Source organism: Spongiibacter marinus (assembly GCF_016906995.1).
Lineage (GTDB): Bacteria > Pseudomonadota > Gammaproteobacteria > Pseudomonadales > Spongiibacteraceae > Spongiibacter > Spongiibacter marinus.
The window spans coordinates 217853-233645 of sequence record NZ_JAFBBD010000001.1 but is presented as its reverse complement, the minus strand read 5'-3'; the positions used below and the strand labels follow the sequence as shown (position 1 = coordinate 233645).

At 57.3% G+C, this 15793-nt stretch carries 13 protein-coding genes; 9 read left to right on the top strand and 4 right to left on the bottom strand.

All coding sequences use genetic code 11. From position 1 onward, the window contains the following. Position 1: 1 nt before the first annotated feature. On the bottom strand, positions 2-964 hold the full coding sequence (gene gshB / locus HNR64_RS01095) for a glutathione synthase (RefSeq protein ID WP_204994778.1): 963 nt from the start codon (positions 962-964) through the stop codon (positions 2-4). A 363-nt stretch (positions 965-1327) separates the two neighbouring features. On the opposite strand from gshB, the gene pilG reads away from it, so the two are divergent. From pilG to HNR64_RS01065, 6 genes are all read left to right on the top strand, one after another. Then, positions 1328-1711 (top strand): twitching motility response regulator PilG, encoded by a 384-nt coding sequence (gene pilG / locus HNR64_RS01090; protein ID WP_027873260.1) that lies wholly within the window; start codon positions 1328-1330, stop codon positions 1709-1711. Positions 1712-1805: 94 nt separating this feature from the next. Then, positions 1806-2168 (top strand): response regulator, encoded by a 363-nt coding sequence (locus HNR64_RS01085; protein ID WP_204994777.1) that lies wholly within the window; start codon positions 1806-1808, stop codon positions 2166-2168. Positions 2169-2182: 14 nt separating this feature from the next. After that, positions 2183-2725: a chemotaxis protein CheW gene (locus HNR64_RS01080; RefSeq protein ID WP_204994776.1), complete on the top strand. Its 543-nt coding sequence runs from the start codon at positions 2183-2185 to the stop codon at positions 2723-2725. Positions 2726-2773: 48 nt separating this feature from the next. Then, positions 2774-4801, top strand: a complete 2028-nt coding sequence (locus tag HNR64_RS01075; protein WP_027873257.1) for a methyl-accepting chemotaxis protein — start codon at positions 2774-2776, stop codon at positions 4799-4801. Between the two features lie 64 nt (positions 4802-4865). Beyond that, positions 4866-10127, top strand: a complete 5262-nt coding sequence (locus HNR64_RS01070) for a hybrid sensor histidine kinase/response regulator (protein WP_204994775.1) — start codon at positions 4866-4868, stop codon at positions 10125-10127. After that, positions 10124-10603, top strand: coding sequence for a CheW domain-containing protein (locus tag HNR64_RS01065; protein WP_204994774.1), 480 nt, complete (start codon positions 10124-10126; stop codon positions 10601-10603). Before HNR64_RS01070 ends, HNR64_RS01065 begins: the two co-directional genes overlap by 4 nt. 3 nt (positions 10604-10606) lie before the next feature. On the opposite strand, the gene HNR64_RS01060 is transcribed toward HNR64_RS01065, so the two are convergent. Both HNR64_RS01060 and argA read right to left on the bottom strand, forming a co-directional pair. Beyond that, positions 10607-11338 carry a 16S rRNA (uracil(1498)-N(3))-methyltransferase gene (locus HNR64_RS01060; RefSeq protein ID WP_204994773.1) on the bottom strand — a complete coding sequence of 244 codons (732 nt, stop codon included), beginning with the start codon at positions 11336-11338 and terminating at the stop codon, positions 10607-10609. Positions 11339-11357: 19 nt separating this feature from the next. Further along, positions 11358-12665, bottom strand: a complete 1308-nt coding sequence (gene argA / locus HNR64_RS01055; protein ID WP_204994772.1) for an amino-acid N-acetyltransferase — start codon at positions 12663-12665, stop codon at positions 11358-11360. A gap of 106 nt (positions 12666-12771) precedes the next feature. Between argA and HNR64_RS01050 the strand changes: the two genes are divergently transcribed. Together HNR64_RS01050 and HNR64_RS01045 are read left to right on the top strand one after the other, a co-directional pair. After that, positions 12772-13644 (top strand): hypothetical protein, encoded by an 873-nt coding sequence (locus HNR64_RS01050; RefSeq protein ID WP_204994771.1) that lies wholly within the window; start codon positions 12772-12774, stop codon positions 13642-13644. Positions 13645-13713: 69 nt separating this feature from the next. Continuing rightward, positions 13714-14370 (top strand): 2OG-Fe(II) oxygenase, encoded by a 657-nt coding sequence (locus HNR64_RS01045; protein ID WP_288363741.1) that lies wholly within the window; start codon positions 13714-13716, stop codon positions 14368-14370. Position 14371: 1 nt separating this feature from the next. Here the strand turns inward: HNR64_RS01045 and HNR64_RS01040 are convergent, their stop codons facing one another. Beyond that, positions 14372-14998, bottom strand: a complete 627-nt coding sequence (locus HNR64_RS01040) for a class I SAM-dependent methyltransferase (RefSeq protein WP_027873251.1) — start codon at positions 14996-14998, stop codon at positions 14372-14374. Between the two features lie 136 nt (positions 14999-15134). On the opposite strand from HNR64_RS01040, the gene HNR64_RS01035 reads away from it, so the two are divergent. Next, positions 15135-15791 (top strand): glutathione S-transferase family protein, encoded by a 657-nt coding sequence (locus HNR64_RS01035; RefSeq protein WP_204994770.1) that lies wholly within the window; start codon positions 15135-15137, stop codon positions 15789-15791. Positions 15792-15793: the final 2 nt, after the last annotated feature.

Here is a 15793-nt window from a genome sequence, read left to right as displayed (position 1 = left end):
ATTACCGGGCCCGCTTGGCTGCCAGTTTATTCGAAATTGCATCCATGAGCTGGCCGCCAATGTCGGTGCCAAACTGCGCATCGATTTCGCGGATACAGGTAGGGCTGGTGACATTGATTTCCGTCAGCGAGTCGCCAATAACGTCCAGGCCGACAAAAAGAAGACCCTTTTCGCGTGCTACCGGAGCGACCTGGGCGGCTATCCAGCGGTCGCGTTCGCTGAGCGGCTGTGCCCGCCCACTGCCACCTGCTGCCAAATTACCGCGGCTCTCTCCGGCGGCGGGAATCCGCGCCAGGCAGTAATCGACCACCTCGCCGTCGACCAGCAAGATGCGCTTATCTCCCTCTTTAATTTCGGGGAGGTAGCGCTGTGCCATGGTCATGGTGCGGCCGTGGTTCGTGAGGGTTTCAATGATCACTGAAACGTTGGCATCGTCGGGGCGCAGGCGAAAGATAGAGCTGCCGCCCATACCGTCGAGTGGCTTCATGACGACGTCGCCGTGTTCGCGGTGGAAGGCGCGCAAGCGGGCGGGGTCACGGCTGACCAGCTGGGTCGGTGTGCACTGGGGGAATTGCAGTGCGAACAGCTTTTCGTTGCAATCACGCAGTGATTGGGGGCGGTTCACCACCATGGCGCCCTGGCGTTCGGCCAGTTCCAGTATGTGAGTGGCGTAGAGAAACTCGTTATCGAATGGGGGGTCCTTGCGCATCAAAATGACGTCAAGTTCTCCAAGGTCGATGTCTTGGGCGTCGTCGAGCTGATAAAAGTTGTCGGGGTTTTTGAATGGGGTGATCTTGCGCACCTGCGCGCGCGCAGCCCCTGCGGTGATATACAGGTCGCTCAGCGTCATGTAATCGATATGCCAGCCGCGCTCGTCGGCGGCCCACAGCATGGCGAGAGTGGAGTCTTTTTTGTAGTTGACCTGTTCGATCGGGTCCATGACCACGCCTAAGCGAATCGTCATTTAATCACCTGTGGCAAATATGTGAGACAGCTCCCAAACCCTTAATGAATATGGGGACGCGACCCGAAGGCCTTGCGATGATGGCGAGGTATTTGGGTAGGGGCCTTCATGAGGGAGGCGCTATCTACGGGTAAACGCGCTATGCTCTTTTGTGGAGCATGCTCTCATCGCTCAACTAAAATACCGTATTCCCCGTGCTTACGGCAATTGGTGTTGCGGTAAAGCCGCCTGCCAGTGGGCGCTTTTACATAATTAAGATGATGGCGGGTGCGAGCATTCCGTGGTAAAAATTTCGCTCTGAAAATAGGTTGCGACGCACCGTCGCGACGCTATCGGATTGGCACAGAATAAGGTTGTGAGTTTATGGAAGCCAATTTTTCTGACCTGAAGGTCATGATCATCGATGACAGTAAAACCATTCGCAGAACGACGGAGACTTTGCTCGCCAAGGCGGGCTGCACCGTGGTGACGGCAATAGATGGCTTTGATGCGCTGGCAAAAATCGCCGATACCAAGCCCGATATTATTTTTGTCGATATCATGATGCCTCGGCTCGATGGTTACCAAACCTGTGCCTTGATCAAGAACAACAGCGAGTTTAAGTCGACGCCGGTGATCATGCTCTCAAGTAAGGACGGCTTGTTCGACAAAGCGAAAGGCCGTATCGTTGGGTCGGATCAGTATCTGACCAAGCCCTTCAGTAAGAATGAATTACTCGATGCCATTCAGGCACACGTATCAAACTGATAATAAATATAAACCACATAAAAGGGCCGCACAGAAAGGCCTGCTATAAACCCCTGAATCTACAAAACAGGGGTGCTACTGCGAGAGGGATGTAATGCCACGTGTATTGATCGTTGATGATTCGCCCACAGAAATTGTGAAGATTCGCCAAATTCTCAGTAAAAACGGCTACGACGTGATTACTGCAGAGAGTGGCGAGCGGGGCATTGAGCTGGTGCGAGCGGAAAACCCCGACGTTGTACTGATGGATATAGTGATGCCGGGCCTCAATGGCTTTCAGGCAACACGTCAGCTCAGCCGGGACCCTGATACCAGCAGCGTACCGGTGATTATTGTTACCACGAAAGATCAAGAAACGGATCGCCTCTGGGGGCAGCGTCAGGGGGCGAAGGGCTACCTGACTAAGCCGGTAGACGGCAAGCTGTTGATCAAAACGATTGAGTCAGTTCTGAATTAAGGTAGCCCGTCACCATGACCGAAGCGCAGAGCGCCTTTCGTTATCTAAGTGAGCTGGCCCGTCGCAGTCGCCGTGCCGACGGCGACGTTGTCGAACAAACCGACAGCCAAGAATCCCTGTGGAGCGGTATCGGTTTCGCTATTGGTTCCCAGTACTGTGTGGTGCCTATGGGCGAAATTGTTGAAGTCCTCAGCGAGCCTCCGGCAACTCGGCTTCCGGGTGTGAAAAGCTGGATCAAAGGCGTTGCCAATGTGCGGGGACGTCTGTTGCCGCTGCTGGATCTCGCACAATTCCTTGATGACACATCCGCAACGGCCAGTGGTCAGCGCCGCGTATTGGTGCTTGAGCGCGGCGAGATCTATACCGGCCTGGTCGTGGATGACGTTTTCGGTATGCAGCATTTTCACGCGGATGCATTCAGTGAAGAGCTCGGCAGTATTTTGCCGCCAATGCAGCGCTTCAGCGACGGTGTTTATCGGCAGGGCAGCCGGGAATGGGCGCTATTCAGACCACTAAAACTGATGGAAGTCAGAGACTTCTACGACGTCGCCGTATAGGCGCGACAACGACAAGAAAAACATGGAAATATCCTGGAGTCGGGGCAAATGAAAGCAGCAAGAAAAGGCGATGCCGCTAAGCTAAAAACGGGGCGTGCGGCCAGTGTTATTGTCGCATTGATGCTGGTTGGGTTTATCGGGGCAGGCTTTAACACCTATGTGATACTGCGCGATGCCGGCTACGATCAGCGCTACTTGGAATTGACGGGTGAAATGCGCCTCTATGCGCAGCAGCTGGCCAATGCGTCGCGCGAGGCCGCGCTGGGTGACACCGCCTCCTTTGATACGCTTGCCAGGGCGCAGCGGAATTTTGGTGCGGTGCGTCGCGAACTAGTGGAGGGGAGCAAAGACCTGCCCTCGCCGGCGGACATGCTCGGCGGCGACATTGCTCAGCTCAATCGCTTGTGGGCACAGGTAGACAGTGCTGCAGAAACCATCGTTAGCAACCGCGAGCGCATCGTTTTCCTCTACGAGGTCGCTGCAAACCTCAACCAACTCATTCCCCAGCTTCAAGATGCCTACAACAAAGTTGTAGGCATTATGCTCAAGAGCGATGCCTCGGCTAACCAAGTGGCCATTGCTCAGCGCCAGTCGCTGCTACTGGAGCGGATTGCGCGCAACGTAGACCGCATGTTGGAAGGCACCGATGCGGCCACCGCGGCAGCCGAGCAGTTTACGGTCGACGCCAATGAATTTGGTACGGTACTGCGCGGCATGCTGGCGGGCAATAAGGCGATCGGCGTGGCCCCGGTTGCCGACAAAAATGCGCGCAACCTGCTGATGCGGGTCGGGCAGGACTTTCAGATGATTAGTGGTTCGGTGGACGAAATTTTCCAAGTGTCTCCGGAGCTACTGAAGTCGGCAGAAGCGGCAGGCGTGATTGTCGTAAATGTTCCGGAGATTATGCAGGTCACCAGTAACCTTTCCAGTCGCATTAGCCGGCTTGATGAAGAGCGCCCACTGTCGGTGGTTACCGCGATTGGCTTTGTGGGCGTCGTTGTTATTGCACTTGGCCTTTTGGGTATGAACTCCATCCGCACTGCGCAGCAGCGCTTGCGGGCAACGGCGGAAACCAACGAGCGAAACCAAACGGCAATCTTGCGCCTGCTTGATGAATTGGCTGACTTGGCCGACGGTGATTTGACAACGTCGGCAACGGTGACCGAGGACTTCACCGGGGCGATTGCCGACTCGATTAACTACACCATCGACCAGTTGCGGGTCTTGGTTTCGCAGATTAACGAAACCGCGCAGGAGGTGTCGCTCGCGGCCCAGGGGTCACAGGCCACCGCGCTGAACTTGGCCGAGGCCTCAGAGAGTCAGGCCCGCGAAATTGCCGGTGCCTCGGCGGCCATCACTGAAATGGCGGTAACGATCGACAAAGTATCTAGCAATGCCCGTGAATCTGCTGCGGTTGCCCAGCGCTCGGTAGCGATCGCAAATACCGGTGCTGAAGTCGTACAGAACACGATAAAAGGCATGGACAATATCCGTGAGCAGATTCAAGAGACATCCAAGCGTATCAAGCGACTGGGTGAGTCGACGCAGGAGATCGGTGACATCGTCTCGCTGATCAACGATATTGCCGATCAGACCAATATCCTGGCACTGAATGCTGCTATTCAAGCCTCGATGGCCGGTGATGCGGGTCGTGGTTTTGCGGTGGTCGCGGATGAAGTTCAGCGTCTTGCTGAGCGCTCGTCGGGTGCGACAAAGCAGATTGAGGCCCTGGTAAAAACGATTCAGTCCGACACCAATGAAGCGGTTATTTCCATGGAGCAAACCACCTCGGAAGTGGTCCGGGGGGCACGCCTTGCTCAGGACGCGGGTGCCGCACTAACAGAGATCGAAACGGTATCTCAGGAATTGGCGGAATTGATCGAAACGATCTCAAACGCAGCGGCCGATCAGGCGAAGTCGGCGGGGCAAATCTCGTCAACGATGAAGATCATTCAAGAAATTACTTCGCAAACCTCAGCGGGTAGTACCGAAACAGCGAATTCGATTGGGGAGTTGGCCACCATGACCGACGACCTGCGCAGCTCGGTGGCCGGTTTCACCTTGCCGAACCAATAGCATAAGCCCTGAGCGCTGGCCGACAGGGGCTGTCGGTGAAAAATAGGAACAAAGGCTGACGGATATGAGTGACCGCCGAGATTTTATTGCGCTGGAGTGGCTGAGCGAAGAGCTTAAAGCCACACTGCTGCAATGTGCTGCGATGATTCGCGATTCTGCGTTACACAGCAGTGAGCCGGCAACGCTTGAGCCACTCAGCGGTCAGCTGCACCAAGTGCAGGGCTCGCTGCAAATGATCGAGTTCAGCGGTGCCGCGCTGTTGCTGGCAGAAATGGAAGCTGCCGTAACCGGAGTGATAGAGCGCGACGTACCGGTGGCGCAGCGCGGAGACCTGCTGGAAGCAGTTGCCGTTGCCTGTGAGGCGTTACCTCGATATTTCGACTCTTTGCGCAATGCGCGCAGCGAACTGCCGGTCGATCTTATTCTCGTTTTCAACGAATTGCGCGCGGCGCGCGGTGGTCGCCTGCTTTCCTCGGGGCTGCTGTTTGAGGCCTCGCAAACACAGCTCGCGGCGGAACCCTCGCTGCAGCGCGATGACTTGGCTGAGTTAATGGCCAAGCTTCACAAAATGTACCAAATTGCCCTTAAGGCCTACCTCGACGGTGGCGACGACGACAAAAATCTCGCCTATCTGCATAAAGTCTGTAGCCGCGTTGCGCGCTTACAGAGTGAGCAGGCCAGCTATTTGCTGTGGCAGTCTGCGAGTGTACTTATTGAAGCGATTCAGGCTGATCGTCTCCCCGCGGGTGCGGTGCGCATCGACTTCCTGCACCGCTTGGGGCATGAAATTCGCACCCTTGCCAACGGCGCACCCTCCGATGCGTCGCGACATGCCTTGCTCGACGATATTGTGTTCTACGCACTGTGCAGTGCCAACGAGAGCGAGGCGCTGAACCGGCTTCGCAAGACTCAGGGTTTCCCCACCGGTCTCACCTCTTTTGAGGGCCAGCAGCAGTTTATCGCCACCGCCCAGCCGCGCTTGGTTGCGGCATTGCGGGATTTATCGGCAGAGCTGGATAGCGGCGTTGAAGCCAGTCGCTTAAATGAACGGGTCGAGGTTTTTGCCGACGCCATGGCGATATTGGGCTTAATCCAGCCCCTGTATGCGCTGCGCAGCGCGGCTGCCGGTATTGAATCCGGGGTTGAGAGTGCACAGCTTAGCTTGAGCCGCGTGCTTGCGAGAGTGGCCGAACAGCTCGATGTTGAGCCAGAGCCTGTTGCACCCCAACTGCCGGCGAGTGGTGAGCAGCAGTCGACGATTGGTGCAGCGCGCGCCGAATTGGCAGACATTCAGGAAGCCCTCGTCAACTATGTGGCAGAACAATGCCAGCATCACTATTTGCAGGGCTTGCCACAGCGTATCAGCGATTTGGCGCTCGCGCTGCAGGCCAGCGAACACGCCGATGCCGCTGCGGTGATGGGACGGGCGGCGGATTATATTCGCGAGCAATTAGTGGACGCCGAACAGGTGCCAGAGTGGCCGATGCTCGACGCGTTGGCCGATGCAATGACCTCCGTCGATTACTACCTGGAGCGCAGTGCCGACGGGCCGAGGGTAGAAGACCAAGGGCTGATTCGGGTCGCTGCGGAGTGTGTGGCAAGGCTGGGCTATCCCGTCGACCAAAGCGCGCCAGATAATATCGTTGCCATGCCGGTTAAGGCGGCTGATGAGGCATCCTTAGCTGAGGACGAGAGCGAAGAGTTTGTCGATCCCGTCGCCACCTCAGAAGAGCTGGCTCTGGATCCCGATGTGCTCGATATCTTCATCGAGGAAGCTGGAGATGTTCAGGCAAGCCTGGGCGAGAAGTTACCTCGCTGGCGCGATGGCCTGTCATCGCCGTCACTGTTAGCGGACGTGCGCCGAGCCTTCCACACCCTGAAAGGTAGTGGGCGAATGGCGGGGGCGGAGCAGTGCGGCGACTTTGCTTGGGCGATTGAGAACATGCTCAACAAGGTTGTCGACGGTTACTTCACGATGGACCCGCTGCGCCTTGGTGTGGTTGAACGAGCGGCTCAAATACTCCCCGAGCTGATCGAAGAGCTGTCTCATAAAAGGGCCTTACCACCGTCGCAGTTGCGCGATTTACTTGCCGACGCTGAGTTGTTGGCAAAGGAGCAAAGTCCGGAGCTGAGTGCGCCGGCGCCTGCGGCCAGCGACGGAGAACAAGCCGAGCTAACCGCCGTGTTTATCGGCGAGGCGGAAGTTCACCTGCGCCAGGTTGAGCAGTTTCTTCAAGGTGTTTACAGCTATCCCGTTCATCTCAGCGATGAGTTGCAGCGCGCCCTACATACCTTGAAGGGCTCGTCGAAAATGGCCGAAATATGGGCGGTGGCCAGTATTATTACGCCGCTGGAAGGGCTGGTAAAAGAAGCCCGCTCGATGCGCATCGCGGTGGATGAAGCGTTCATACAGTTGGTCGCTGATGTGCTGGCGGAAACGCGCAAGCTAGTGCAGCGTCTGCGCCACAGCCCGGCTTCCAGTTTGGAGGCATCATCGGCGCTGCGCGAACGTATTCAGCAGGCCGAAATCAGCTTGATGGCGCAGGCGGAAACCGCCGAGGCCCAGCGACAAGCCGGTCAAATAGCCCCCGATGCGCTAAATCAGTTTTTGCTCACCTTTGGCGATCATATCCAGGGTTTGATCGATAAAATTCGCGATGCCGGTCAGCCGATAACTGCCTCGGTCATGCAGGAGTACGCGCCGATAATGGGGCAGTTCGCCCAGCGCGCAGAGGATATTGGCAGTGAAAGCACCGCCGAAATAGCGCAGGCCCTGCAGGTATTGCTCAGCCATGGTCGCGACCCATTACCGGCCGAGTTCTTGCAGTTGACCGAGCGTGCCCTCGACCAATTGATGGACGACTTGAATCAAATTGCTGCGGAAAACAGTGCCGAGGTGAATGCAGAGCTGCTTGAGCAGCTGCGCGACTTCGACGCCTCGGCGCTTGTCGAAACGCCCGCCGCTGCTCTTGCCGCTACTCCGGCATCGGCTGAGTTGTCTGAAGACAGTACCGCGATGGCAGCGCCATTGCCCGCGGCCGATATTGAGGATATCGACCCGGATATTCTCGAAATCTTTATGGAAGAGGCGAGGGACTTACTGGAGGGCTTGGACAATGCCCTGCACAGTTGGGATGAAGATCGCGACAATCCCCGCTACCTAGACGATGTGCAGCGTTATTTGCACACCTTTAAGGGCGGTGCGCGCCTTACTGGGCTAACGGCGATGGGTGATTTCGCCCACCAGATGGAAACCGAAATCTCCGAATCCCTCGCCAAAGGCGAAGCGTCGTTGGCGGACTTGCTGCCGGTTGTTCAGCAGGCGCAAGACAAACTGGTAGCAATGCTCGACGGTTTGGACACCGAGGTAGCCGCCCCAACCCCCGCAGAACCGGTTGTGACCTTAGAGGTCCCACCGGCGTCGGAGGAAGTGGCTCCTAAACCTGCTGAAGGCACGGCGCCGCAGTGGTCAGCTATACAGGCACGCGGCCCGCAGGAGATGATCAAAGTACCTTCTGAGTTGTTGGAGCGCCTGATCAACCTCGCCGGTGAAACCTCGATTGCTCGTGGTCGTATCGAAGAGCAGGTGAGTGAAGTTCATTTCTCGCTGGAAGAAATGGAAATGACCGTTGAGCGCTTGCAGGAGCAGGTGCGCCGGCTGGACATGGAAACCGAAGCGCAAATTATTCACCGCCAGGAGCAAATGGAGAGTGAGGGGGCTGAGGGCTTCGATCCATTGGAGTTCGACCGCTACTCACAGCTGCAACAGCTGTCGCGAGCACTGTTGGAGTCGGCATCGGATTTGGTCGATTTGCGCAATACGGTCGTCGATAAAAGTCGCGATATGGAAACCTTGCTATTGCAGCAGTCGCGAGTAAATACCGAGCTTCAAGAAGGCCTGATGCACTCGCAGATGGTGCATTTCTCTCGCATGGTTCCGCGTTTGCGGCGCGGCGTTCGCCAGCTCTGTGGCGAGCTGAATAAAGACGTCGACTTCAAGGTTTACAACGCCGAAGGCGAAATGGACCGCAGGGTGTTAGAGCGGATTATTCCCGCGCTGGAACACATGCTGCGAAACGCCATTGACCATGGCATAGAGTCGGCGGAACAGCGCCAGCAAAGCGGTAAGCCTGCTCAGGGTGAACTGTCGATGCGCTTTGACCGCCAGGGCGGTGATGTCGTGATTACGATTAGCGACGATGGCGCGGGTATTGATTTGGCCGCGGTTCGGGCCAAGGCTGAGCGTATGCACTTGGTTGCAGCGGGGGCTGAACTTAGCGAGCGTCAGTTACTCGATTTTATTTTCCATGCAGGCTTTTCCACAGCAGACAATGTTACGCAGATCTCCGGCCGCGGCGTGGGTATGGATGTGGTGCACAGCGAGATCAAGCAGCTCGGCGGTTCCATCGAGGTGAGCACCTCGCAAGGCCAGGGCAGCCGCTTTGAAATTCGCCTACCGTTTACGGTGTCCGTTAACCGCGCTCTCATGGTCAGTGTCGGGGGCGAGGTCTATGCCGTACCGCTGAACAACATCGAAGGCATCGTGCGCGTCAGCCCTTATGAGCTGGAGGTTTACTACGAAGACGGTGGCCCGGATTTTGAGTATGCCGGCCAGCAATACAAGCTGCGCTATATGGGGCAGTTGATGGGCGTGTCTGCCCCCCACCTAGAGGGCCAGTTGGAGCCGAAACCTGTACTGCTGATTCGCAATGCCGAGCCGGCCACCGCAGTGCAGGTCGACTCATTGATGGGCTCGCGGGAAGTAGTGGTGAAATCACTGGGGCCGCAGTTTGCCGCCGTGCCGGGATTGTCTGGCGCCACGGTGCTGGGTGACGGCAGTGTGGTGGTGATTTTGGATATGCTGGCCAGTATCCGCGCCGACGCAACGCGGCGCTTGAGTGGTTCCGAAATGCAGGGGCAGTTGCCGAGCAGTGACGTTCCCGTCAAACATGTCATGGTTGTCGACGATTCGGTGACTGTGCGCAAGGTCACGTCGCGCTTGCTTGAGCGCCAGCAGATGAAGGTCACACTGGCGCGCGATGGGCTGGAAGCCGTCAACCAGTTACAGGAAATGGATGCGCTGCCGGATGTCATATTGCTGGATATAGAGATGCCGAGGATGGACGGTTTTGAGGTGGCTAGCCGCCTGCAGAGCTCGCCGCGCTTCAAGGACATTGCCATTATTATGATTAGCTCGCGAACCGGCCAGAAACACCGCCAGCGAGCGTCAGGCCTGGGTGTCACGCGCTTCCTGGGTAAACCTTATCAGGAAATACAGCTGCTAAAAGCGATTGAGGAAGTTATGTCTAAGGTGGACGCGGAATGATGTATGCCTTACCTGATGCCTCCTTGGCGAACCTGATCATGCCCATCTCCGGTGGCGGGCTGCTGCTACCGAATAGCTGCGTGGTGGAGGTTGCCAGTGCGCGACAGTTGAGCTCTGCCATGTCATCGACCTTCATCTTGGGGATGTTGCGCTGGCGCCAGCGCGAGATTCCACTGGTGTGCTTTGAAGGCTTGCGCGACGGTGAATTGCCTGCGGAGCCAGCGATCCGGCAAGTGGCGGTGATGGCCGGACTAAACGACCGCGAGCGCCTGCCGCACTACGCGATCTTGCTGTCGTCAGTGCCCCACTTGTTAAGTGTTCACGCCGGCGATGTTAAAACCTTGGACCACTGCGAGGATCAGCCGGCGATTTTTGCCGACGTTGAAGTGCATGGCCAACGCTTGTTGATACCGGACATTGACGTACTTGAGGAAAAAATACTCACCGAACTCTCCCCTGCAGAGCAGGCGGAGTGATCGCTAGGTAAAATCTCCCCAGCGCGCCTGAAGAACACTGATTGCCGCCAGTGGCGCCGTTTCGGTGCGCAGAATTCTCGGCCCCAGGGCCATGCAGTTAAAGCCCAGGTCGATGCTGCGGGTAACCTCATCGTCAGTGAGCCCGCCTTCGGGGCCCACCAGTAAGGCAACACTTTTTGGGGCCGCGGATGGAGCGACGCCGTCGCTGTGGTGAGGGCTGAGCACCGCTCTGTAATCGGCGCGGCAGCTATCGATCCAGTGCTCAAGTTCCTGAGGGGCGGCGACATCTACCAGTTGAGTGCGGCCAGATTGTTCGCAGGCGCTGATCATGACTTGCTGCCAATGCCGCCATTTCTTTTCTTCGCGCTCGGCATTGAGCTTCACATCGACCCTTTCGCTGCGCAAGGGCACTATCCGCGCAACGCCCAGTTCAGTCGCTTTCTGAACAACCCAGTCCATGCGGTCGCCCTTCGAGAGGCCAATGCCCAGCTCGATTCGCAGCGGTGACTCGCAGTCCTGCGAGCTGTCGACATCGGTGACTGAGCACCACAACTGGCGCCGGTTGGCGTCGGAAATAGTGGCCAGATAGTCGTTGCCGTCGCCGTTAAACAGGCGCACAGAGCGGCCCACTTTCATGCGCAGCACCTGCAGCAGGTAGTGTGCTGCGCGCTCCTCCAACTCAAGCTGCTGGCCATTGCTTAGGGCTTGCGAGGTATAGATTCGGGGAATTCGCATTATCTAACTACCTTCCCCGTTAAAGTGCTTTGATAAACGCTTTTGAGTTGCGTTGAAAGTTGTAGAGTTTCTGTTTGGCTTCGGGCAATTCGGTAAAGGGGCATTGCACATAGCCCTGCTCTTGAAACCAATGAGCGGTTTGCGTGGTTAGTACAAAAACCTGGTTTAGCCCCTGTTGCCGGGCTTCCCGCTCAAGTTGGGCCAGCAGTCGCTCGGCGCGATCGGCGCCGCGGTAGTCGGGATGCGTGGCGACGCAGGCTATTTCCCCGGCGCCGGATTCGGCGTAAGGGTAAAGTGCTGCGCAGGCGATGACCATGCCATCGCGAACCAAAATCTTGAAATGACCGATTTCATTTTCCAACAACTCGCGCGAGCGTTTCAGCAATACGCCCCTCGCCTCCAGCGGCTCAATTATCGCTAAGATGCCACCGATGTCGTCAATGCTGGCGGTGTGGAGTTGCTCGTAATGCTCCTGGGTTACCAGCGTACCCGCGCCGTCGCGAGTAAAGAGCTCTTGCAATAGGGCGCCGTCCTCGGAATACGACACCATGTGGCAGCGATCAATGCCAAGGTCTCCGGCGTCAACAACTGCTTGCACGATACTGTCTCTTCCCAAGGTGGGCTGTCGTTGCAGCTCGGCATCGACATCACGGTATTCGCACTGGCGGATCAGGCGCTGTTCGCTGTCTAATAAACCTGCGGCGCCAGTGAGCAAAATCAGCTTGTCGGCTTTTAGGGTCGCGGCGGTATGAACGGCGACGTCTTCGGCGCTCAGGTTGAAGATTTCTCCCGTTGGCGAATAGCCGAGTGGCGACAACAATACGATGGCCTGCTGATCCAGCTGCTGGCGGAGTGCGCTGGCATCGACCTTGCGGACCACACCGGTGTGCTTAAAGTCGACACCGTCGATCACGCCCATCGGGCGGGCTGTGACAAAGTTGCCTGAGCAAACGCGAATGGCCGCCCCGTGCATGGGCGAGTTGGCAACGCCCATCGACAGCAGGGCTTCGATATGGGCGCGCAGTGAGCCGGCGGCATCGGTTACGCAGCGCAGCTCTTGTTCGTCAGTAATGCGTAAGTCATTGTGGAATTGGCTGGACAGGCCTGCGTCGCTGACGCGCTGTTCTATCTGAGGTCTGGCGCCGTGTACGAGCACCAGCCGCACCCCAAGGCTGTTTAGCAAAGCGATATCGTGCACAATATTTGCAAAATTGGCATCGGCTATCGCCTCGCCGCCGAGCATCAGTACAAAGGTTTTTCCACGGTGGGCGTTGATATACGGTGCGGAATTTCTAAACCATTTCACGTATTCGGTGTGTTCTGACATGGCGGTGGCCGCTTGCTGTGTTAATAGGAGTATTTTGTTTGCATGGTCAGTAGCTTACAAGGCATTTTTGAAAAATGCTCGGGCCTAGTGAGCGCAGGTGACCGCGGTGAGCTCTAGCCGGGAGTCTTCGCGGGCTGTGGAGCAGTGGGCGAGCGAGCTGGCCGAGGATATCGACCGGCACTTCCTGCAAGCGCATGAGCGGCTGGATGACGTGTACCGTCGCGAGTTCAGGGCCTTGCCCGCCGTTGTGCGCCGTCACTGGCAGCACCGCCGAGATATTCCGGCGGATTTAGCGGCACTGCCGCGCAGCCTGTGGCGGATCGTTCGCCGCAGACCTCACAGCGTTAGGCCACTTACCGGTAAAGAGCAGGCTGTTGCCCAGCTGTTGGCAGACCACGTGATTGACCTCAATGGGCTGCAAACGCTGCTGATGAATCGGCTGGCGTCTCACCCAGATTACGACCCCAATGCGGTCGCGCAGCTGCAGTCCGAGCTGGCGCCCTTGCAGCCAGAGTTGGCTGAGCGGCGCCTGAAGCAAGCCGTCGCACGATGGGGGCTAAGCCAGGATAGCAGTCGCGATATGCTGGTGTTCCTCGCTCTGGGGCTTGCCGGCAGAGGCCTGAGTGACAAAGTGTTGTTTGGCAGCGCGTCTCTGTTGGGGGCGTCGGCAGCCAGCTCTTTATATATCGCCAATCAAGGCTGGTTAGCCGCCTGGTGGTCGAGTTGGGTTGGTGTGCCTGCGTGGGTTTCTATCAGTGGTGCGGCGGCGGGGATGGTGGGCGTATTACTGCTGACACCGCTAGCTGCGCCCTTTGTTGAGTGTGGCATGAACCGGATGTGGCGTCGGCAACGCTTGCACCGATTGTTAGACGAGGTGCATCGCCAACTGCGCCCGCCGCTGCGCGAGCAGCTGTGGCATTACGGCAGCTACTTGCAGTTTTTGCCTGATTTATTGTTGCTGCTGCGGCAGCTCAAATAAAAGATGTATTGGCAGGGCTGGCGCGGGTTACACTCCGCGACTTTCTAGCCGCTATTTTCTGGGGGTGGTGTGGCAACAGAGCCATTGGACAGCGCGCAGTCGCGCGAAGCGATGTTTGATGAGCTGGCAGCGGCGCTGTCGGAGCGCGGCTATGCGGTTATTCAATCTGCGCTTCCCAGCCGCTTAGCGAGCCCGTTGCAGCAGCGAGTCGCTTCTCTGGATGACAGTGCCTTCCGCCCTGCGGGAGTGGGGCGACAGCAGGCCTATCAGCGTGACGACTTTGTGCGCAGCGACCATATACGCTGGTTTTCTGACAGCGAGCCGAGCGAGGCGGGGTATTTGGCGTGGATGGAAATGCTGCGCGTCGGTATCAATCGGCGGCTTTTTCTCGGCTTGTTTGATTATGAGTGCCATTTTGCGCGCTACGCTCCGGGTAGTTTTTACAAAAAACATGTCGACGCTTTTCGCGGACGTAGCAACCGCGTACTGTCGACGGTGTTCTATCTCAATCCGCAGTGGGGTTCTGCCGATGGCGGTGAGCTGCTGATATACAGTGGTGACGGTCAGGTGGAGGCGTCGGTTAAGCCGACGATGGGAACCCTGGTGGTGTTCCTCAGCGAGACGGTTCCCCACGAAGTGCTCCCCGCCGCGCGCCTGCGCCATAGCATTGCGGGTTGGTTTCGGGTCAATGCGAGCTTGGGGGCAAACATCGACCCACCGTCGTAGCTTACAGGCGCCGCAAAATACCCAGACTATTCACACGCTCGACCGCTTCAAATAAGCCGGAGGCAAGTGCCAAGCGATAGATAGCAATAGGCGCTTGACCGCCCTCTTCGGGGTTGGGAAATAGGTCGTGAATAGCCAGAATGCCGCCGCGTTGAATGTGGCTTGTCCAGCACCGGTAGTCGTTTAGGGCTGCCTCGAGACTGTGCCCACCATCGATGAAGACCATTGCTAACGGGGTTTGCCAATGCTTGGCACACACTTCGGAGGGCGCAACCAGCGGCACCACCCACTGCTCAAAGTTAGCGCGACGGATATTTCGGCGAAACTCTGCAAAGGTGTCGAAGTGGGCGTCGTTGGCGTTGTACAGCTCGGGGTCGTGAAACATTTCCCCCAATTGGTGTTCTTCGGAGCCGATGTGGTGGTCAACGGCGTACACAACACCGCTCTCTGGGGCGCTATCCTGGCAAGCCTTGGCAAGATAGAGAGTAGATTTTCCGCAATAGCTGCCCACTTCTAACAGGGCGCCCCGCGGGGCTTGCTCGCAGCCGTGGCGGTACAGGGCATCGGCTTCGTCATCGGCGAGAAAGCCTTTCACAAGGGCGATATCGATGGGCAGAGAAACGGGCATGGTGTTCACCAAAAAATACGGAAGCGAAACCTTAGCCAAAGTCCTGTCGGTGAGCAACTTACCATCCTGTCAGCTTTCACTCTGTTGTGTCGCGTGTCTATACTGATGAGCTTATTACCTCGATCTGGAGAACAACATGCTTAAGCTCTATGGGTTTGCTGTGAGTAATTATTTCAACATGGTTAAGCACAGCCTGTTGCATAAGGGCATTGATTTTGACGAGGTCACGGTATACCCGAGTGCCGAGCCCGACTACCTGCGCAAGAGCCCACTGGGCAAGGTGCCTTGCATTGAAACCGATCAGGGCTTCCTCGCAGAGACCAGCGTGATAGTGGAGTACTTGGATGCGCGCTACCCAGACCAGCCGCTGCTCCCAAGTGACGAGTGGCAGCGAGCGAAGTGTCGGGAGTTAATGAAGATTATCGAGCTGTATTTAGAGCTTCCTGCTCGCCGGTTGCTGCCAGCGGTGCTGGGGGCAGCAAAAGCCGATGACAGCGTTGTCGCCGAGGTTGCTGAGGCACTCGACAAGGGCGTTCGGGCGCTGTCGGCGCTGGTTTCGCCTCAGCCCTTTGTTATGGGTGAGCAGATGACGGCTGCGGATATTGTATTGCGCTACGCTCTGGTCGTTGTTGAACTGGTTAGCGGCGCCTTGTATCAGCGAGATATCTGCGCCGAAGTGGCCGGTCTGCCTGAGTGGAAAGCGCGCATGGCAGAGATGCCCATCAGCCAGCAGCTGGATGCGGAGTCTGAAAAAGCCATGGCGGCCTTCATGGCAATGGTTCAGGGCAAATAGCC